The sequence below is a fragment of the Actinokineospora auranticolor genome, from assembly GCF_041897805.1.
Taxonomy (GTDB): Bacteria; Actinomycetota; Actinomycetes; order Mycobacteriales; family Pseudonocardiaceae; genus Actinokineospora; species Actinokineospora auranticolor.
This window is the reverse complement of sequence record NZ_CP154825.1, coordinates 6745282-6765738: the sequence shown is the minus strand read 5'-3', so window position 1 is coordinate 6765738 and position 20457 is coordinate 6745282. Positions and strand designations below refer to the sequence as shown.

The following is a 20457-nucleotide window of genomic DNA, read 5'->3' as shown; positions in this document are numbered from 1 at the left end:
CTGCCATGACCACCTCCCAGTCCCCTCGGCGCGACGCCCTCCCCGAGCACCTGCGCGCGCAACTCGCGCGCAGGCTCGCGGGCAAGGCCGCCGCCAAGGCCCCCGAGACCATCCCGACCGCGAACCGCGAAGCCGACCTGCCGCTGTCGTCGGCGCAGCAGCGGTTGTGGTTCCTGAGCGAGTTCAACCCGGGCGGCAACGACTACAACTCCGGCACCGCGCTGCGGTTCACCGGTGACCTCGACGTGCCCGCGCTGGTCGCGGCGGTGCGCGGGCTGGTCGCCGCGCACGAGTCGCTGCGCACGACCTTCGCCGAGGTCGACGGGCGTCCGGTGCAGGTCGTGCACGCCGAGATCGACCTGCCGGTGCCGGTGCGCGACTGCGCGGAGGACGCGCTCGCCGACACGCTGCAAGCCGAGTTCTCCCGGCCGTTCGACCTGCGCACCGGCCCGCTGCTGCGGGCGCTGATCGTGCGGGTGAGCGAGACCGCGCACGTGCTCCTGCTGACCTCGCACCACATCGCCGTCGACGGCTGGTCACTCGGCGTGCTGACCGAGGAACTGGCCGCGCGCTACGCGGGCCGGACCGTGGCCGACCCCGACCTGCACTACGCCGACTTCGCGGTGTGGCAGCAGGGCAGGCTCCGCGGCCCTGGGATGGACGAGCACCTGGCGTACTGGCGGGACACCCTCGCCGGCGCGAGCCCGCTCGACCTGCCCACCGACCGCCCGCGCCCGCCGGTGCGCACCCCGGCGGGCGCGGCGCACCACCTCACGGTGCCCGCCGAGCTGACCACCCGGCTCACCGACCTGGCCCGCGCCAACGACACCACGCTGTTCACCGCGCTGATGGCCGCCTGCCAGCTGCTCGCGGCCCGCTACAGCGGCCAGGACGACGTCGCGCTCGGCACGGTCACCGCGGGCCGCGGTCGCGCGGAGCTGAACCGGGTCATCGGGTTCTTCGTCAACACCGTCGTGCTGCGCTCCACTGTGGACCAGAACACCACGTTCGCGGAATTCCTGCGCGCGGTCAACGGCACCGCGCTGGACGCGTTCAGCCACGACGAGGTGCCGTTCGACCGGCTCGTCGAGGCCGTCGGCGCGCCGCGCGACCCGAGCCGCAACCCGCTGTTCGACGTGCTCGTGCTGCTGCAGAACGCCTCGAAGGGGCTGCCGGAGTTCCCGGGGCTCGCGGTCGAGGAGGTGGACCTGCGGCGCTGGGCGGCCAACTTCGACCTGAGCGTCGAGTTCACCGAGCGCGCCGGGCAGCTGGACTGCGTGCTGGAGTACAGCACCGACCTGTTCGACGCGACCACCATCGAGCGGCTGGCAGGCCACCTGCTGGTCCTGCTCGACGCGGCCACCGCCGCCCCCGACCGGCCGATGGCCGAGCTGCCCTGGCTCACCGAGCCCGAGGTGCGCGCGGTGACCCGGGAGTGGAACGACACCGCGCTGCCGGTCGAGCCCGTCACCTTCCCGGCGGTGTTCGAGGAGCAGACCCGCCGCACCCCGCGCGCCACGGCCCTGGTGTTCGACGGCACCTCCCTCACCTACGCCGAGCTGAACGAGCGCGCGAACCGCTTGGCGCACAAGCTGATCGCGGACGGCGCCGGGCCGGAGCGGGTCGTGGCGGTCTCGCTGCCCCGCTCGGTCGACGCCGTGGTGGCTCAGCTCGCCGTGCTCAAGTCGGGCGCGGTCTACCTGCCGGTCGACCCGGCGCTGCCCGAGGAGCGCCGCGCGCACCTCGTGGCGGACTCGGGCGCGGTGCTGGTCGTCGATGGTCCACTGGAGACCGATGGCCTGGTCGGGAACCCCGAGGTGGGGCTGCGGCCGGATCACACCGCGTACGTCATCTACACCTCGGGGTCGACCGGCAAGCCCAAGGGCGTCGCGGTCGAGCACCGGGCGCTGGTCAACCTGCTGCGCAGCCACCAAGCCGACTTCGCGGGCGGCGACCGGCTGCGGGTCGCGCTCTCGGCGGTGTTCTCCTTCGACACCTCGTGGGAAGGGCCCGTCCTGATGGCGGGCGGCCACGAGCTGCACCTGCTCGGCGACGACGTCCGGCTCGACCCGGACGCGCTCGTCGCCTACGTCGTCCGCGAGCGGATCGACTTCCTCGACCTCACCCCGTCCTACCTGCGCAAGCTCCTGCCCGCCGGGCTGCTCTCGCACGCCGACCACAAGCCCGCCGTGCTGATGCTCGGCGGCGAGGCGCTCGGCGACGACCTGTGGCGTGAACTCGGGGCGCTGCCGGACACTGCCGTGCACAACTTCTACGGCCCCACCGAGACCACCGTCGACGCGCTGTCCACTGTGGTCTCCGGCGACCGTGCGACCATCGGCACACCGCTGCGCAACCTGGCCGCCTACATCCTCGACGCGGACCACCGGCCCGTGCCGGTCGGTGTTCCCGGCGAGCTGCACATCGCGGGCGCCCAACTCGCGCGCGGCTACCTCAACCGCCCCGGCCTCACCGCCGACCGGTTCGTCCCCGACCCCTTCGGCGCCCCCGGCAGCCGCATGTACCGCACGGGCGACCTGGCCCGCTGGACCGCCGACGGGGCCGTGGAATACCTGGGCCGCACCGACGACCAGGTGAAGATCCGCGGGTTCCGCATCGAGCCGGGCGAGATCGAGGCCGCGCTGCTGGCCCTGCCCGGGGTCCGCGAGGCCGCCGTGATCGCCCGCGAGGACGGCGGCCACCGCAGGCTGGTCGCCTACCTCGTCGGCGACGAGCCCGACACGACCGCGCTGCGCATGGCGCTGAAGGCGACGCTGCCGGAGTACATGGTCCCGGCCGCGTTCGTCGTGCTCGACCGGCTCCCGATGACCCGCAACGGCAAGCTGGACAAGGCCGCGCTGCCCGCGCCGGAGGTCCGCGCCGAGGCCGAGGCCGACTTCGTCGCCCCGCGCGACGAGACCGAGGAGCTGCTGGCCGGGCTGTGGGCCGAGGCGCTCGGCGCGGACCGCGTCGGCGTCACCGACAACTTCTTCGCGCTCGGCGGCGACTCGATCCTCAGCATCCAGATCGTCTCCCGCGCCCGCGCCGCCGGGCTGCGGCTGTCCTCCCGCGACATCTTCGTCAACCAGACCATCGCCGAACTGGCCCCGGTCGTCGGCCGGGAGGTCGCGCCCGAGATCCGCGCGGTGCCCGAGGGACCCGCCCCCTTGACCCCGATCCAGCACTGGTTCTTCACCGCCCACGGCGCCCGCGCGCACTTCACCATGTCGCTGCTCGTCGACCTCGCCGACGGCATCGACCCCCGCGCGCTGGAGACCGCGCTCAAGGCCGTCGTCGGTCACCACGACGCGCTGCGCAGCCGGTTCCGCCAGGTCGACGGCCAGTGGCGGCAGGAACCGGGTGACACCCCGTTCTGGTTGGCGCGCGGCGGGGACATCGACGAGATCCGCGCGGGCATCGACCTCGCCGACGGTCCGCTGCTGCGGGCCGCGCTGCTCGACGACGGCAGGCTGTTCCTGACCGTCCACCACCTCGTCATGGACGGCGTCTCCTGGCGGGTCCTGCTCGACGACCTGGCCACCGCCTACACCCAGGCGCTGGCCGGGCGTCCCGTCGAGCTGCCGCCGGTGGGCACGACCTTCGCCGAATGGGCCCACCGGCTGCGCGACTTCGTCGCCGGTGGCGGATTCGCCGGGGACGCCGACCACTGGGCCTCGGTGCCTGACCCGGCACCGCTGCCCGTTGACCATGACGGCGTCATGAGCGCCGGGAGCACAGCGTCGGTCACCGTGCGGCTCGATCCCGCCACGACCGACGCGGTGCTGCGCGCGGTCCCCGACCGCTACCGCACCCGCGTCAACGACGTGCTGCTCAGCGCGCTCGCCAGTGTCCTGTCCCGGTGGACCGGCGACCGCACCGCCGCGATCACCCTCGAGGGCCACGGCCGCGAAGAGGTCATCGACGGCACCGACCTCACCCGCACCATCGGCTGGTTCACCACCCAGTTCCCCGTCGCGCTCGACATCCCGACGGGCAACTGGGGCACGGTCCTCAAGTCCGTCAAGGAACAGCTCCGCGCGGTCCCGCACAACGGCATGAGCTACGAGGCACTGCGCTACCTCACCCCGGACAGCCCGCTCGCCGGGCGACCGCTGCCGAAGGTCGGGTTCAACTACCACGGCCGCTTCGACACCGGCGACGACGGCCTGATCGGCGCCCGCCACGACGCGGGCGCCGAGGTCGCCGCCGACGCCGAACGCGACTTCGCGCTGGAGGTCATCGGGCTCGTCGAGTCCGACGAGCTGGTGCTGACCTGGGAGTACTCCACTGCCCTGCACCACGAGGCGACCGTGCGCAGGCTCGCCGAGGCCATGGCCGCGACGCTGCGCGAGATCGTCCGGTTCTGCGCGGCCCCCGGCGCCGGTGGCCGCACCCCGTCCGACTACCCGCTGGCCCGGCTCACCCAAACCCAGGTCGACGCCATCGCCGGGGACGGCAGCGAGGTCGACGACATCTACCCGCTGACCCCGTTGCAGGCGGGCATGGTCTTCCACACGCTGGTCGACGCCGACAGCGGCGCGTACGTCGACCAGGTCCGGCTCGTCCTCGACGGCGTCACCGACCCCACCGCGCTGGTCGCCGCCTTCCAGTCCGTCGTGGACCGCACCCCGGTGCTGCGCACGGCCGTGATCTGGGAGGACGTGGCCGAGCCCGTGCAGGTCGTGCGCCGCTCGGTGCGCCTCGACGCCGACGTGCGCGACTGGCGCGACCTCGCCGCCGCCGACGTCGACGCGGCCATGCGCAACCTGCTCGCCGAGGACCGCGCCCGGCCCTTCGCCCTCGACCGGGCGCCGCTGCTGCGGATCGCGGTGCTGCGCCTCGCCGGGGACCGGGTCGTGCTGGTCTGGTCGTCGCACCACGTGCTGCTCGACGGCTGGAGCACCGCGCAGGTGTTCGGCGAGGTCGTCGAGCGCTACACCGCGATCGTCGCGGGCCAGGCCCCGGCCGGGCCGGTGCGCAGGCCGTTCCGCGACTACCTGCGCTGGCTCGCCGACCAGGACTCCGCCGCCGCGGACGCGCACTGGGCCCGCGTGCTCGACGGGTTCGCCGAGCCGGTCGCCGTGCCGTGGGACCGCTCGCCCGCGCAGAGCCACCGCACCGAGTCCAGCGCCGCCGCGCGCGCCGACCTCGACCGCGCCGAGACCGACCGCATCCGCGCGGCTGCCCAGCGCGCCGGGCTGACGCTCAACACCGTCGTGCAGGGCGCGTGGGCGCTGCTGCTGGCGCGGTGGTCCGGCAGCGCCGACGTGGTGTTCGGGTCCACTGTGTCCGGTCGCCCGGCGGAGCTGCCCGGTGTCGAGTCGATGGTCGGCATGTTCATCAACACCGTGCCCACCCGCGTGCACGCCGACCCCGACCGGAACGCCGGTGACTGGCTGCGCGACCTCCAGGCCGGGCAGAGCGAGTCCCGCCGCCACGACTTCCTGGCCCTGCCGCGCATCCAGTCGCACAGCGCGCTGGACCCGGGCGCGGCGCTGTTCGACAGCGTCGTGGTGTTCGAGAACTACCCGTTCGAGGACGCCTCCCGCGCCGACGGCCTGCGTGTCGCCGAGGTGCACGCGATCGACACGACCAACCTGCCGCTGACCCTGTCCGCGCACGTCGACGACCGCGTCCACCTCGACCTCGGCTACGACCCCGCGCTCCTCGACGCCACCACCGCCGCCCGCGTGGCGGGCTGGCTGCGCGCGTTGGTGACCGGGCTCGTCGAGCACCTCGATCGGCCGATCGGCGCGCTGCCGTGGGTGTCCGATGAGGACCGTCGACGGGTCCTCACGGCGTTCAACGACCGCGAAGCCGGATTCCCGTTCGAGCCGGTGACCGAGGTGTTCGAGCGGCAGGCCGCGCGCACCCCGGACGCCACCGCGCTCGTCTTCCGCGACAGCGAACTCACCTTCGCGCAGGTCGAGTCCGCCGCGAACCGGTTGGCGCACAAGCTCATCGCCGACGGCGCCGGGCCGGACCAGGTCGTCGCCCTGACCATGCCGCGCTCGGCCGACAGCCTGGTCGCGATGCTCGCGGTGAACAAGGCGGGCGCGGCGTTCCTGCCCGTGGACCCGACCCTGCCCGCCGACCGCATCGCCTACTTGCTCGACGACGCCCGCCCGGTCCGCGTCCTCGACGCCATCCCCGACACCAGCGGCTTCCCCGACACCAAACCCGGCCTCGACATCCGCCCCGAGCAGGCCATCTACGTCATCTACACCTCCGGGTCCACCGGCCGCCCCAAGGGCGTGGTGATCACGCACGGCAACTTCTCCGCCCTGCACCAGGACCACCGCGTCGACGTCACCGGTGTCGAGCGGACCCGGTTCGCGCTGACCGCCACCTTCTCCTTCGACACCTCCCTCGAAGGCATGCTGTTCCTCGTCGACGGCCACGAGGTGCACGTCATCCCCGAGGACCTGCGCCTCGACCCGGCCGCCTTCGTCCACTACGTCACCGAGCGCGGCATCGCCTACGTCGACCTCACCTCCACCCACGCCACCCACATGGCCGCGGCGGGCCTGCTCGACAGCGGCCTGCGGGTGCTCATGCTCGGCGGCGAGGCGACCTCGGAGAAGCTGTGGCGCGACGCCCAGGCCAAGGGCCTTCGGGTGGTCAACTACTACGGCCCCACCGAGACCACGATCGACGCCACCGGCCTGTTCTCCGGCGAGGCCGACCGGCCGCTCATCGGCAGGCCCCTGCGCGGCACCCGCGCGTACGTGCTCGACGAGAACCTCGACCCGCTGCCGCCCGGCGTGCCCGGCGAGCTGTACCTGGCGGGCGCGCAGCTGGCGCGCGGCTACCTCGACCGGCCCGGCCTGACCGCCGGTCGGTTCGTGGCCGACCCGCACGGCCCGGCCGGTACCCGCATGTACCGCACGGGCGACCGGGTCCGCTGGACCGAGGGCGGCCTGCTCGACTACCTGGGCCGCGCCGACGACCAGGTCAAGATCCGCGGCTTCCGGATCGAGCCCGGCGAGGTCGCCGCCGTGCTGCGGGAGCGGCCCGGGGTGACCGACGCGACCGTCGTCGCGCACACCGACGCCACCGGCACCCGACTGGTCGGTTACGTCGTCGGCGACCCCGGCCCGGATCCGCGCGCCGCGCTGGCCAAGGTGCTGCCCGACTACATGGTCCCCGCCGCGGTCATCACCCTCGACCGGATGCCGGTCACCCCCAGCGGCAAGGTCGACCGCCGCGCCCTGCCCGCCCCCGACTTCGCCGCGACCACGACCCACGTCGTCCCGCGCACCGAGGCCGAGCGGGTCGTGGCCGCCGCGTGGGCCGACGTGCTGGGGCTGGCCGAGGTCGGCGCGGAGGACAACTTCTTCGCCCTCGGCGGCGACTCGATCCTGAGCATCCAGGTCGTGTCCCGTCTGCGCGCCGCGTTCGGCACCCAGCTCTCGCCGCGCGTGGTGTTCGACCACCCGACCGTGGCCGCGTTGGCCAAGGTCGCGCCGGGGGAGCGGACCGACGCGATCCCGGTGTCCACCTCGGACGGACCCGCTCCGCAATCGTTTGCGCAACGCCGTCTCTGGTTCCTCGACCAGTTCGAGCCCGGTGACACCGAGTACGTCAGCCCGACCGCGCTGCGCTTGTCCGGGCCCCTCGACGTCGCCGCGCTGACCGCCGCGCTGACCCGGCTCATCGCCCGGCACGCGTCGCTGCGGACCACCTTCGCCGAGATCGACGGCGAGGCCGTGCAGCTCGTCGGCGAGCCCTACCCGGCGGACCTGCGCGTGGTCGAGGCCGAGGTCGAGCAGGTCCTCGCCGCGGAAGGCGCGACGCCGTTCGACCTCCAGCGGGGGCCGCTGCTGCGCACGACGCTGGTCCGCACCTGGCCGGAAGAGCACGTGCTCGTGCTGACCCTGCACCACATCATCACCGACGGCTGGTCCACGTCCGTGCTCACCGACGACCTCGCCGCGCTCTACCGCGCCGAGCTGTCCGGTGTGGACCCGAACCTGCCGGACATCCCGGTCCGCTACACCGACTTCACCCTGTGGCAGCGCGAGCAGACCGCCGACCTGGGCTTCTGGCGGCGTGCGCTGGCCGGCGTCGAACCGCTCGACCTGCCCACCGACCGGCCCCGGCCCGCGATCCGGACCACCGCGGGCGCCAAGCACGAGTTCACGCTGCCCGAGGAGACGCTGGTCGCGCTGCGGGCCGTCGGACGGTCGGCGGACAGCACGCTGTTCGTCACGCTGCTCGCCGCCTGCCAGGCCCTGTTCGCCCGCTACAGCGGCCAGCGCGACATCACGCTCGGCACCGTCGCCTCCGGCCGCGAGCGCGCCGAGCTGGAGCGGGTGGTCGGGTTCTTCGTGAACACGATCGTCCTGCACTCCACAGTGGACGTGGACCGGCCGTTCACCGACCTGCTGGCCGGTGCCCGGGCCACCGCGCTTGAGGCGTTCGCGCACCAGGACGTGCCGTTCGAGCGGGTGGTCGACGCGGTCGCCCCCGAACGCGACCCGGCCCGGTCCCCGCTGTTCGACGTCATGGTGCTGCTGCAGAACACCCCGGACGAGGTGCCGGTGCTGCCGGGCCTGACCGTGTCCGAGGTCGACGTCCCGGTCACCACGTCGGCGGTCGACCTGACCTTCGAGTTCCAGGAGTCGGTTGCCGGGCTGCGGGGTGCCGTCGAGTACAACCCCGACCTGTTCGACGTCGAGACGGTCGAGCGGATGGTGCGGCACCTGACCGCGCTGCTCACCGCCGTCGCCGCGAACCCGGGCGTGGCGCCCGGTGACGTGGAGCTGTTCGGCGCGGACGAGCGGGCGCTGCTGCTGGACACCTGGCAGGGCAAGCGCGCGGTCGACCCGACGCCGATGCCGCGCGTGTTCGCCGCGCAGGCCGCGCGGACCCCGGACCGCACCGCGCTGGTGTTCGGCGCCGACCGGCGCACCTTCGCCGAGGTCGACGCGCAGTCCAACCGGCTGGCGCGGTGGCTCGTCGACCAGGGCGCCGGGCCGGAGAAGCTGGTCGCGCTGGCGCTGCCGCGCTCGGCGGACATGGTGGTCGGCATCCTCGCCGTGATGAAGTCCGGCGCCGCCTACCTGCCGATCGAGCCGACCATGCCCGCCGAACGGGCCCAGTTCCTGCTCGACGACACCCGACCGACCGTGGTCGTGCCCGCCATCCCGGACCTGTCCGACTACCCGGACGCCGACCCGGGCGTGGCGATCGACCCGAGGTCGCCGGTGTACGTCATCCACACCTCCGGGTCGACGGGCACGCCCAAGGGTGTCGTCGTCGAGCACGGCAACCTGTCCGCGCTGTTCACCCACCACCTCGCCGGGGTCGCCGCGCCGCGCGAGATCCCGCTGCGGTTCGGGCAGACCGCGGTGTTCTCCTTCGACACCGCCATCGAGGGCCTGATGTTCATGGCCGCCGGGCACGAGTGGCACGTCATCGACGACGACACCCGGCTCGACCCGCACGCCTTCGTCGAGCACGCCCGCGGCCTGCTCGACGTCCTCGACCTGACCCCCGCGCACGCCCGCAGGCTCATCGCCGCCGGGCTGCTCGACGCGGGTGTCCGCGAGGTCATGTTGGGCGGCGAGGCCGTCGACGCCGCGCTGTGGGCCCGGCTGCGGGAGGTCACCGCCGAGACGCTGGCGGCGGGCAGCCCGCCGGGGGCGTCGCGCGGGCACAACGTGTACGGGCCGACGGAGACGACCGTCGACGCCACCGAGACCATGATCACCAGTGACCGGATCACCATCGGCCGCCCGCTGTCCACGATCCGCGCGTACGTGCTCGACGAGCGGTTCCGGATGCTGCCCGTCGGCGTGCCCGGCGAGCTGCACCTGGCGGGACCGCAGGTCACGCGCGGCTACCTGGGTCGACCGGGCCTGACCGCCGACCGGTTCGTGGCCGACCCGTACGGCGCGCCCGGCGGCCGGATGTACCGCACGGGCGACCGGGTCCGGTGGACGCCCGAGGGGACGCTGGAGTACCTGGGCCGCACCGACGACCAGGTCAAGATCCGCGGCCACCGCATCGAGCCCGGCGAGGTGCAGGCCGCGCTGCGCAAGCACCCGGACGTGCGCGACGCGGCCGTCGTCGCCCGCCCGCACGGCGGCCACCTGCGCCTGGTCGGGTACGTGGTCGGGGAGGACCGCGACTTCGCGTCGTTCCTGCGCCAGTCGCTGCCGGAGTACATGGTGCCGAGCGCGTTCGTGCTGCTCGACAAGCTGCCCGTCACGCACAACGGCAAGCTCGACCACCGCGCCCTGCCCGAGCCGCCAGCCCCGCGCGCGGCCGACCACGTCCCGCCGCGCCCCGGGATCGAGGCCGACCTGGCCGCGATCTGGGCGACCGTGCTCGGGGTCGAGCGGGTCGGCGCGGCGGACAACTTCTTCGCCGTCGGCGGCGACTCGATCCTGAGCATGCAGGTCGTGTCGCAGGCGCGGCGGGCGGGCATCGAGGTGACGTCCAAGGACATCTTCGTCCGCCAGACCGTCGCCGAACTCGCCGCCGTCGCGCGGCGGGTCGAGGCCCCGGCGGCGGCACCGGTGATCACCGGGCCCGCGCCGCTGACCCCGATCCAGCACTGGTTCTTCGACACGCACTCGCCGGTGCAGCGCGACCACTTCACCATGACGATGACCTTCGCCCTCGCCGCCGACGTGGACCGGCCGCGGCTGCGGCGGGCCGTCGAGCACGTCGTGCGCCACCACGCGGGGCTGCGGACCAGGTTCTCCTACGGCGCCGACGGCTGGACGCAGGAGCCGGTCGAGGACATCGGCATCGACGGGCCGATCGACATCGAGGCCGGTCGGGTGCTCCGCGTGGTCATCGACGAGCGGCTGCACCTGGAGGTACACCACCTGGTCATCGACGCCGTGTCGTGGCGCGTCGTGCTGGCGGACCTGGAACGCGCCTACCGCGGCGAGTTCCTGGCCCCGACCGTCTCGTTCGGACAGTGGGCGCACCGGTTGGGCGACTTCACCGTCGGCGGCGGGTTCGACGCCGACCTCGACCACTGGCGGTCCGTGCCTTCCGTGCCCGCGCTGCCGCGTGACCACAACGGCGCCAACACCAAGCCCGCCGAGTTCACCGTCACCCTCGACCGGGAGACCACGGACGCGCTGCTGCACCAGGTCCCGGACGTCTACCGGACCCAGGTCAACGACGTGCTGCTGGCGGCGCTGGCCCGGTCCCTGACGGACTGGAGCGGGCAGTCGAACGCGCTCATCACGCTCGAAGGGCATGGGCGCGAGGAGGTCGTCGACGGTATCGACATCAACGGCACCGTCGGCTGGTTCACCAGCCAGTTCCCGGTGGCGCTGCCCGTGGCCGACGACTGGGCGGACACGCTGAAGGCCGTCAAGGAGAGCCTGCGGGCCGTGCCGCACAAGGGCATGAGCTTCGAGGCGCTGCGGTACCTCAAGAACGAGCTGGACGACGTGCCCACGCCGGAGGTCGCGTTCAACTACCTCGGTCGCTGGGACACCGCCGAGGAAGCCGACGGGCTGCTGCGGGAGCAGGTGGCGGACCCCGAGCGGACTCGGCCGCCGATGCCGCGCGGCCACCTGCTCGACATCAACGCCGCCGTGACCGACGGCGCGCTCACCGTCGACTGGGAGTACGCGCCGGGTGTGCACGACGAGGCCACCGTGCGCGCGCTGGCGGACCGGATGCTGGCCGCGCTGCGGGAGATCGTGGTGCACTGCGCCGCGCCGGGCGTCGGTGGCCGCACGCCGTCGGACTTCCCGCTGGCCCGCCTGGCCCAGTCCCAGGTGGACGCGTTGGTCGGCGATGGCAGCGGGGTGGCGGACATCTACCCGCTGACCCCGTTGCAGGCGGGCATCCTGTTCCACGGCCTGCTCGACGGCGACGCCTACGTCAACCGGACCCGTGTCCGGCTGCGCGGTGTCACCGACCCGCGCCGCGTCGGCCGGGCGTGGCAGGAGGTGGCGGCCAAGACGCCCGTGCTGCGCAGCACCATCGTCTGGCAGGGCGTGCCGGAGCCGGTGCAGGTCGTGCACCGCGACCTGCCGCTGGACATCGAGTACCGGCCGATCACCGCCGCCGACGAGCGCGCGGGCCTCGACCTCGCGCACGGCTCGCTGACCAAGCTCGTCATCCACGAGGTCGAGCCCGGCACGGTCGAGCTGCTGTGGGTCTCGCACCACGTGCTGCTCGACGGCTGGAGCACCGCGCAGGTGTTCTCCGACGTCCTCGCCGCCTACACCGGCGCCGACTTGCCGCCGCGCCGCCCGTTCGCCGACTACCTGCGCTGGTTCGCCGAGCAGGACGCGGCGGCGGCCGAGCGGCACTGGCGGGCCGTGCTGTCCGGTGTGCAGGGACGCACGCCGCTGCCGTTCGACCGCAAGCCGGTCGACGCGCACCGCGCCGAGTCGTCCGCGCACGTCCGGGCGAGCCTGCCCGCGGGCGATGTCGGCGCGCACGGGTTGACGCTGAACACGGTCGTGCAGGGCGCGTGGGCGCTGCTGCTGGCCCGGCACAGCGGCGAGCGCGAGGTCGTCTTCGGCGCCACCGTGTCCGGCAGGCCGTCGGACCTGGCCGGGGTCGAGGACATGGTCGGCATGTTCATCAACACCATCCCGACCCGCGTCCTGGTGGAACGCCAGGGCAGCGCGCTGCCCTGGCTGCGCGGGGTGCAGGCCGCCCAGGCCGAGTCGCGGCGGTTCGACTTCGTGTCCCTGGCCCAGGCGCAGACCTGGAGCGGGTTGCCGTCGCTGTTCGACAGCGTTGTCGCGTTCGAGAACTTCCCCGACGGTGCCGAGACCGAGGGCGCCCCGGACGTCGAGACCGTCGACGGCGAGGAGTCGACGACCCTGCCGCTGAGCGTCGCCGCGCACGTCGACGGCGGCGACCTGCGGATCGAACTCGGCTACGACCCGGCGTTGTTCGACGAGGCCACCGCCCGCACCCTGGTCGACCGGCTGGTCGACCTGGTCGACGCGCTGATGGCCGACCCGACGCGGCCCCTGGAGGCGCTGCCGTGGCTCACCGACGCCGAGCGGGCGCTGGTGGTGCGCGACTGGAACGACACCGACCGGCCGGTCACGCCGACGCCGTTCGCGGACCTCCTGCGGGTCACCGCGGAGCCCGCCGTCGAGCAGGGCGACGTGGTGCTGACCTACGCCGAGCTGGACGCGGCGGCGAACCGGCTGGCGCGGCTGCTGATCGAGCGCGGCGCCGGGCCGGAGCGGATCGTCGCGCTGCGGCTGCCGCGTTCGATCGACCTGGTGGTGGCGCAGCTCGCGGTGCTCAAGGCCGGTGCGGCGTACCTGCCGGTGGACCCGAACTACCCGGCGGAGCGCATCGCGTTCATGCTCGAGGACGCGCGTCCGGTGCTCGTGATCGACGAGCCGCTCGACGCGTCCGGGTACTCGGCCGTGCCGCCGCGCGTGGACATCTCCGTCGACGCGCCCGCGTATGTCATCTACACCTCCGGCTCCACCGGTCGACCCAAGGGCGTCGTGGTGACGCACCGGGGGCTGGCGAACTTCTCGGCCGCCGAGATCGAGCGGTTCGAGGTCGCCGCCGGTGACCGGGTGCTGGCGTTCTCCTCGCCCAGCTTCGACGCGTCGGTGCTGGAGCTGTGCATGGCGCTCCCGGCGGGGGCCACGCTGGTCATCCCGCCCGCCGGGCCGCTGGTCGGCGAACCGCTGGGCTCGGCGCTGCGCGACCTGCGGATCACGCACGCGCTCATCCCGCCGGTGGCGCTGGCGACGGTGCCCCCGATGGAGTTCCCGCACCTGAAGACGCTGATCGTGGGCGGCGACGCCTCGTCGGCCGACCTGGTGCGGCGGTGGGCCCCGGTCACGCGGCTGGTCAACGCCTACGGGCCGACCGAGGTCACCGTGGTGGCCTCGTGGACCGAGCCGCTGTCCGCCGCCGACGGCGCGCCGCCGATCGGACGGCCGCTGCCGAACACGCGGACGTATGTGCTGGACGAGGACCTGCGGCCGGTTCCCGCGGGCGTGCCGGGTGAGCTGTACGTGGCGGGTGTCGGTTTGGCGCGGGGGTACCTGCGTCGGCCCGGGTTGACGGCGTCGCGGTTCGTGGCGAATCCCTTCGAGCCGGGCCGGATGTACCGGACCGGGGACGTCGTCCGGTGGACCCGCGACGGACAACTGGAGTTCGTGGGACGCGCCGACGACCAGGTCAAGGTGCGTGGATTCCGGATCGAACTCGGTGAGATCGAGTCCGTGATCGGCGCGCGCCCCGGCGTGCGGTCGGTGGCCGTGGTGGTCCGCGAGGACGAGCCCGGCGTCAAGCGGCTGGTCGCCTACGTCGTCGGCGCGACCGACGGGTTGCGGGAGGCGCTGCTGGCGGCCCTGCCCGAGCACATGGTCCCCGCCGCGTTCGTGGCGCTCGACGCGCTTCCCCTGACCGCCAACGGCAAACTGGACCGGCGGGCCCTGCCGATCCCGGAGTGGACCGCCGCCGACGTGGTGGCGCCGCGCAGCGAGGCCGAGCGGGTCGTGGCCGCCGCGTGGGCCGACGTGCTGGGTATCCCCGAGGTCGGCGCCACGGACAACTTCTTCGCGCTCGGCGGCGACTCGATCCTGAGCATCCGGGTCGTGGCGCGGCTGCGGGAGGCGCTGGGCACCGACGTGTCCCCGCGCCTGCTGTTCGACCACCCGACCGTGGAGGGGCTGGCCGCCGCGCTCGCCGGTTCCGCCGTCGCCGAGTCGATCCCGGTGCTGGCCGACGGCGCGGACTCGCCGCTGTCGTTCGCGCAGCAGCGGCTCTGGTTCCTGCACGAGTTCGAGCCCGACAGCACCGAGTACGTGACCCCGCTGGCGCTGCGCCTGCGCGGCCCGCTGGACCTGGGCGCGCTGACGGCCGCCATGACCGGCCTGGTCGCCCGGCACGAGTCGCTGCGGACCACGTTCCACGGCGTCGACGGCCAGGGCACGCAGGTCGTGCACCCGGCGGCCGAGGTGGCCGTGCCGGTGGTCGACATCGCCGCCGACGGCTTGGCGGCGGCCCTGGACCGGGCGGCGGCCCAGCCGTTCGACCTGGCCCGCGGCCCTCTGCTGCGGCCCGTGGTGTTCCGGATCTCCGAGTCGGACCACGTGCTCGCGCTGACCATGCACCACATCGTCACCGACGGCTGGTCGGCCGGTGTGCTCATGGCGGACCTCGCGGAGCTGTACCGCGCCGAGACCGAGGGCGGCGCGCCCGACCTGCCCGCGCTCCCGGTGCGCTACCGCGACTTCGCGGCCTGGCAGCGCGGCCGGACCGACGTGCTGGCCACGCAGTTGGACCACTGGCGGTCGACGCTGGCCGGCGTGCCCGCGCTCGACCTGCCGACCGACCGGCCGCGACCCGCCGTGCACACGACCGCCGGGGCGCAGGTGCCGTTCGCGGTGCCCGCCGAGGTGGCGGACCGGCTGCGGGCGATCGCCCGGGAGCAGGACGCGACGCTGTTCATGGTGCTGGTCGCGGCCTGCCAGACGCTGCTGCACCGGTTCTCCGGCCAGGACGACATCGCCGTCGGCACCGTGTCGGCCGGTCGGGAGCACCCGGAGCTGCACAACCTCATCGGGTTCTTCGTCAACACGCTGGTGCTTCGATCCACTGTGGATTCGCGGGAGTCGTTCGCCGGGTTCCTGGGACGGGTGCGGGGAACCGTGCTCGACGCCTTCGCCAACCAGGACGTGCCGTTCGAGCGGGTCGTGGACGCCGTCGCCCCGGAACGCGACACCAGCCGCACGCCCCTGTTCCAGGCGATGGTCGTGCTCCAGAACGCCGTCGGACGGGCCGACGGGCTGCCGGGGCTGGCGGCCGAGGACGTGGCCTTCCCAGTGGTGACCGCCGCTTACGACGTCACCGTCGAGTTCCACGAGGAGGACGGCGGCGCGCTCGCGGGCACGCTCGACTACAACACCGACCTCTTCGACGCCGACACCGCCGCGCGGCTCGTGTCCGGGCTCGACGTCCTGCTGGCCGCCGCGTCCGCCGCGCCGGGCACCGCGCTCGGGGCGTTGCCGGTGATGCCGGACGACGCCGTCGAGCAGGTCCTGGTGGGGTGGAACGACTCCCGCACCTCGACCCCCGAGTGGACGCTGCCGCGGCTGCTGCGGGCCCAGGCCCGGCACACCCCGGACGCGCCCGCGATCATCGCCGGGGACACCGTGCTGACCTACCGGGAGCTCGACGAGCGGACCGACCGGGTCGCGCGGGCCTTCGCCGAGCTCGGCGCCGGACCGGAGACCGTGGTCGCGGTGCGGCTCGGCCGCTCCGCCGAGCTGGTGATCGCCTCGCTGGCCGCGACCAAGGCCGGTGCCGCCTACCTCCCGGTCGACCCGAACTACCCGGCGGAGCGCATCGCCTACATGCTGGACGACGCGCGGCCGGTGCTCGTCGTCGACGACCCGGCGCTGCCGGAGGCACCCGGCGGAGAGCTGCGGGGACCGTCGTTGGACAACCCGGCGTACGTCATCTACACCTCCGGGTCGACCGGTCGGCCCAAGGGCGTCGTGGTGACGCACCGGGGGATCTCCAGCTTCGCCGCGGCGGAGGTCGAGCGGTTCGAGGTGCGGCCCGGCGACCGGGTCTTGGCGTTCTCCTCGCCCAGCTTCGACGCGTCGGTGCTGGAGCTGTGCATGGCGCTCGGGGCCGGTGCCGCGCTGGTGGTGCCGCCGCCGGGGCCGCTGGTCGGCGACGACCTCGCGGAAGTGCTGGTGTCGCAGCGGATCTCGCACACGCTGATCCCGCCGGTCGCGCTGGCCACCGTGCCCGCCGTGCCGCTGCCGGACCTGCGGACGCTGGTCGTGGGCGCGGACGCGTGCTCGGCGGAGCTGGTGGCGCGCTGGGCGCCGGGCCGCCGGATGATCAACGCGTACGGGCCGACCGAGGCCACGGTCGTGTCGACGTGGAGCGAGCCGCTGGTGCCGGGCGGGGTGCCGCCGATCGGCCGGGCCATCGACAACACCCGTGCGTACGTGCTCGACGCGGACCTGCGGCCGGTGCCGGTCGGGGTTCCCGGGGAGCTGTACGTGGCCGGTGTCGGCTTGGCGCGCGGCTACCTGGGGCAGCCCGGGTTGACCGCGTCGCGGTTCGTGGCGAACCCGTTCGAGCCGGGTCGGATGTACCGGACCGGGGACGTCGTGCGGTGGACCCGGGACGGGCAGCTGATGTTCGTGGGCCGGGCCGACGACCAGGTCAAGGTGCGCGGGTTCCGGATCGAGCTCGGCGAGGTCGAGTCGGCGCTGCGGGCGCACCCGGCGGTCGCGGACGCCGTGGCCGCCGTGCACACCGACGCGGGCGGTCACAAGCGGCTCGTCGGCTACGTCGCCGGGGCCGAGCTGCCGGACGCCGCGGCCCTGCGCGAGTTCCTGACCGAGAGCCAGCCCGACCACCTGGTGCCGACCGCGTTCGTGCTGCTCGACCGGCTGCCGGTGTCGCCGAACGGGAAGGTCGACCGGCGCGCGCTGCCGGAGCCCGACCTCACCGCGACCACCGCCGCGTACGTGCCGCCGAACACCGACGTCGAGCGCGCGCTGGCGAAGGTGTGGGCGGACGTGCTCGGCGTCGAGCGGATCGGCCTGGCGGACAACTTCTTCGCCCTCGGCGGCGACTCGATCCTGAGCATCCAGGTCGCCGCCCGCGCCCGGCAGGCGGGACTGGGAGTGTCCACTAAGGACTTGTTCCTGCACCAGACGATCGCCGACCTCGCGCCGGTGGTGACCGTGGTGGACACGGTGGCCGACAAGGCCCCGGTGACCGGGGACGTGGAGCTGACGCCGATCCAGCGCTGGTTCCTCGACGCGCCCCGCGCCGGCTACCACCACTTCAACCAGGCGCACTACGCCGCGCTGACGCTGAACCCCGACGCCACCGCCCTCTCGACGGCCCTGTCCGCGTTGCACGAGCACCACGACGCGTTGCGGCTGCGGTTCGCGCGGTCGGCATCGGGGTGGCGCCAGTGGAACGCGCCGGTGTCGCCGGTGGAGTTGCTGGACGTCGTGGAACTCCCATCGGCCGACGAGGCGGAGATCGAGCGGATCGCGGACTCGGCGCACGCCGGGTTCGACCTGGAGACCGGGCCGCTGCTGCGGGCGGTGCTGTTCCGCTTCGCCGACGGCACCGCGCCCCGGCTGCTGCTGGTGGCCCACCACCTCGTGGTCGACGGCGTGTCGTGGCGGATCCTGGTCGACGACCTGGAAACCGCGTACGCCCAAGCCGCGCGCGGCGCGGCCGTCGACCTGGGGTCGAAGAGCACGTCGTTCCAGGAGTGGTCCCGCGGGCTGAGCGAGCTGGTGCGTTCCGGTGGCCTCGACGAGGAACTGGACTACTGGCGGTCCGTCCCGGAAGCGGGCGCGATCCCGGTGGACAGCGACTCCATGGACTCCACCGCCATCGCGGTCGACGCCGTGTCGGTCGAGCTGACCGCGAGCGAGACGGACGCGCTGCTGCGCGGCGCGCCGGTGGCCTACCGGACGCGGATCAACGACGTCCTGCTCGCCGCGCTGGCCTGGTCGCTGGCGCACTGGACCGGGAACCCGCACGTGGCGGTCCACCTGGAGGGCCACGGCCGGGAGGACGTGCTGGACGGCGTCGACCTGTCCCGCACGGTCGGGTGGTTCACCACGATGTTCCCGGTGACGCTGACCGTCCCGGACGGCAACTGGCGGTCGATCATCCGGGACGTCCGCAAGCAGCTGCGCGCGTTGCCGGGCAACGGTTTCGGCTACAGCGCGCTGCGCCACCTCGGCGCGCTGGAGGCGCGCGGCGCCGACCCCGAGGTGTCGTTCAACTACCTCGGCCAGTTCGACGCCAAGTCGGCCGACGAGTCGACCAGCCTGTTCGGGGAGGCCCTCGCGGCCGTCGGGCAGGACCACCACCCGGCCGACCGGACCGGGCACCTGCTCGACATCGTCGGCGAGGCCACGGACGGAAAGTTGACCTTCGTGTGGTTCTTCAACGCGCACATCCACCACCGGTCGACCGTCGAGGACGTCGCCGGTCGGTTCGCGACGGCGCTGCGGCAGATCGCCGCGGACTGCGGGGGTACCCGATGAGCGAGGTTCCCCTGCGGCGCAACCGGAACTACACCCTGCTGTGGGTGGGGCAGGCGTGCGCGGAGGTCGGCTTCAGCGCCTCCATGATCGCCTTCCCGCTGCTGGTGCTGGGGTTGACCGGGTCCGCCGTGGTCTCCGGCCTGGTGCTGGCGGCGGACGCGGCGGCGCAGCTGGTGGCCGGGCTGCCGGGCGGCGCGCTGGTCGACCGGTGGGACCGGCGGCGGGTGATGCTGCTGTGCGAGGTGGCGCAGTTCCTGGCCCTGGGGTCGCTGGTCGCCGCGCTGGTCGCGGGGTCGACGACGGTGCCGCACATGATCGCGGTCGCCGCGGTCATGGGTGTGGCCCGGGCGCTGTTCGAACCCGCCGAGGACGCGGCGCTGCCGTCGCTGGTGCCGGAGTCGCAGCTGGCGGACGCGGTGGCGATGAACGCGGCGCGCTCGTCCTTCGGGCAGATGGCGGGCACCTTCCTGGGCGGGCTGTTGTTCGCGGTCGGCCGGTGGGTGCCGTTCCTGCTGGACGCCCTGACGCACGTGGTGTCGTTCATCGCCCTGGCCTTCATACGGCTGCCCAAGCGGGAGGTGGTCCCGGAGCCGGTGGGCAAGCTGGGCCACGAGATCCTCGAAGGACTGCGGTGGGTGCTGCGGCACCGGGAGGTCCGGCTCACCGCGATCTGCGCGTTGGCGCTGAACCTGTTCTTCAGCGCCTACTACCTGGTCGTCATCGTGCTGGCCGAGCGCCAGGGGGTGCCCTTCGCCGAGGTCGGCGTCATGGCCGCCATGCTCGGTGTCGGCGGGGTCGTCGGCTCCCTCATCGCCCCCTACCTGCACCGCGTGCTCACCCCGCACGTGTCGATCGCCGGGGTGTTCTGGGCGCTCACGCTGCTGGCCCCGCTGGCGGTGTTCATCCGGAGCGGGCTGCTGCTCGGCCTGCTGTTCAGCGGCATGGCGCTGTTGGCGCCGACGGCGAACACCACCATCACGACCCACCAGTTGCTGCTGACCCCGGACCACCTCAGGGGGCGGCTGGGCGGGGTCATGGGCGTCATCGTCGGCAGCGCCGCCGCCCTGGGCCCGGCCCTGGGCGGGGTCCTCGTCGAGGTCCTGGAACCCGACACCGCCGTGCTGGTCTCGGCGGCGGGCATGGCCGTGGTCACCGTGCTGGTGACGCTGAGCCGAACCCTGCGCGAGTACACGCGAGAACCCGAAAAGGAGAAGGAGAACGCCCATGAGGGATGACATCGCCTACCAGGTCCTGATCAACGACGAAGACCAGTACTCCCTGTGGCCCGCGACCCGGGAGATCCCGGCGGGCTGGCGGGCGGAGGGCACCACCGGCACCAAGGACGAGTGCACGGCGCACGTGGACAAGGTGTGGACGGACATGCGCCCCAGGTCGCTGCGCGAGCACATGGACGCCTAGGTGCCCGGGAGGGTGGGCG

Annotated in this window: 3 protein-coding genes; all 3 read left to right on the top strand. The window is 73.6% G+C overall.

The annotated features are described in order from the left end of the window. The first annotated feature begins 5 nt into the window (after positions 1-5). From V5P93_RS29395 to V5P93_RS29385, 3 genes are read left to right on the top strand one after another with little or no spacing between them, the layout of a single operon-like run. Entirely contained in the window at positions 6-19019 is a 19014-nt protein-coding gene (locus V5P93_RS29395; protein ID WP_104481149.1) for a non-ribosomal peptide synthetase, read from the top strand. After that, a complete protein-coding gene (locus tag V5P93_RS29390; protein ID WP_104481150.1) occupies positions 19016-20254 on the top strand; it encodes an MFS transporter in 1239 nt (412 codons plus the stop codon). The genes V5P93_RS29395 and V5P93_RS29390 overlap by 4 nt, the downstream gene beginning before the upstream one ends. Further along, positions 20244-20438 (top strand): MbtH family NRPS accessory protein, encoded by a 195-nt coding sequence (locus V5P93_RS29385; protein ID WP_104481151.1) that lies wholly within the window; start codon positions 20244-20246, stop codon positions 20436-20438. The genes V5P93_RS29390 and V5P93_RS29385 overlap by 11 nt, the downstream gene beginning before the upstream one ends. Positions 20439-20457 lie beyond the last annotated feature (19 nt).

Excerpts from the sequence above, each read along its gene's own strand:
- V5P93_RS29395 (WP_104481149.1), top strand. The coding sequence starts at position 6 with ATGACCACCTCCCAGTCCCCTCGGCGCGACGCCCTCCCCGAGCACCTG.
- V5P93_RS29390 (WP_104481150.1), top strand. The coding sequence starts at position 19,016 with ATGAGCGAGGTTCCCCTGCGGCGCAACCGGAACTACACCCTGCTGTGG.
- V5P93_RS29385 (WP_104481151.1), top strand. The coding sequence starts at position 20,244 with ATGAGGGATGACATCGCCTACCAGGTCCTGATCAACGACGAAGACCAG.